The sequence below is a fragment of the Halorubrum sp. SP9 genome, assembly GCF_005435015.1.
GTDB lineage: Archaea > Halobacteriota > Halobacteria > Halobacteriales > Haloferacaceae > Halorubrum > Halorubrum sodomense.
The window spans coordinates 1-1,019 of the sequence record NZ_SGXU01000145.1 but is presented as its reverse complement, the minus strand read 5'-3'; the positions used below and the strand labels follow the sequence as shown (position 1 = coordinate 1,019).

Annotated in this window: 1 protein-coding gene; it reads left to right on the top strand. The window is 58.4% G+C overall.

The features are described 5' to 3' along the window. Nucleotides 1–48: 48 nt before the first annotated feature. The coding region (locus EXE45_RS16920) for a hypothetical protein (RefSeq protein WP_137695019.1) at nucleotides 49–1,019 on the top strand (971 nt) is incomplete at its 3' end.

The following is a 1,019-nucleotide window of genomic DNA, read 5'->3' as shown; positions in this document are numbered from 1 at the left end:
ACAGTAACCGTAGACTCTGATACTGCAGGCGCAAAGATTACGATTGACGTGAGTGCCGCTGTCTCTGCTGGTGCGGCTCCGCAGAGTGTCAGCGCGACATCTCCTGGTGACGACACCATCGACAACGCTACTTACTTCAGTAGCAACAACACGGTCGTCGTCCAGACGACTGACGGTAGTGACACGAACACCAACGTCTCCGTCGACATCACTCACGACACGACTGACCTCTCGGCGGCTGCTGGTGTTTCGTACACCGTTGGCGACGGGTCTACCACCATGTCGCCGACCTTCGACGCGGTCGAGCCTGGTGTTCAGGACGTTAGCGTGACCAGTGGTGCTGACCTCGCGGAAGAGGACAGCCCGGTCACTCAGACTCAGGCCGTTGACATCAGTGTCCCGAACGACGGAGACAACCAGGTTACGGTCGACATCAGCGAAGCGCTCGCTGCTGGCGTCCAGATTGACGACGCGGCGACGGACATCACCGCGTCGAGTCTCCCGACTGGTGTCTCCCTCGATCAGGTCAGCCTGAATGCGGACGACGAGACGATCACGTTCAACGTCTCTGACTCCTCTGCCGATGGTACCTCCCACAACGGTACCTTCAACCTAGACATCGATTTCAACACGAGCGATGTCTCGAGCGACAACCGTGTCGAACACGTCTTCACGGACGACTTCAGCAACGAAGAGACGTCCGAGTTCAAGACGCTCGAAGAAACCTCAACGACCATCGGTCAGGGTGACGCGGACACTGAAGCCTTCTCCGGTGAGGTTATCCGGCTTGAAGGGTTCACTGCTGGCTCGGCAACGGAGATTGCCATCTTCGAGTTCGACCAAGACGCCTCTAACAACCAGGGCACCCGTGTCGACACGGTCAGCACCGCACCTGGTACGGAATTCAATTACGACACCGATAACCTCGGTGGCGGCGAGTACGTGTTCCGGTTCGACGATGGTTCCTCGACTGATCGCGTCAACGTGACGCTGCTGGATCTCGGCCTTGAGGCCGAGCT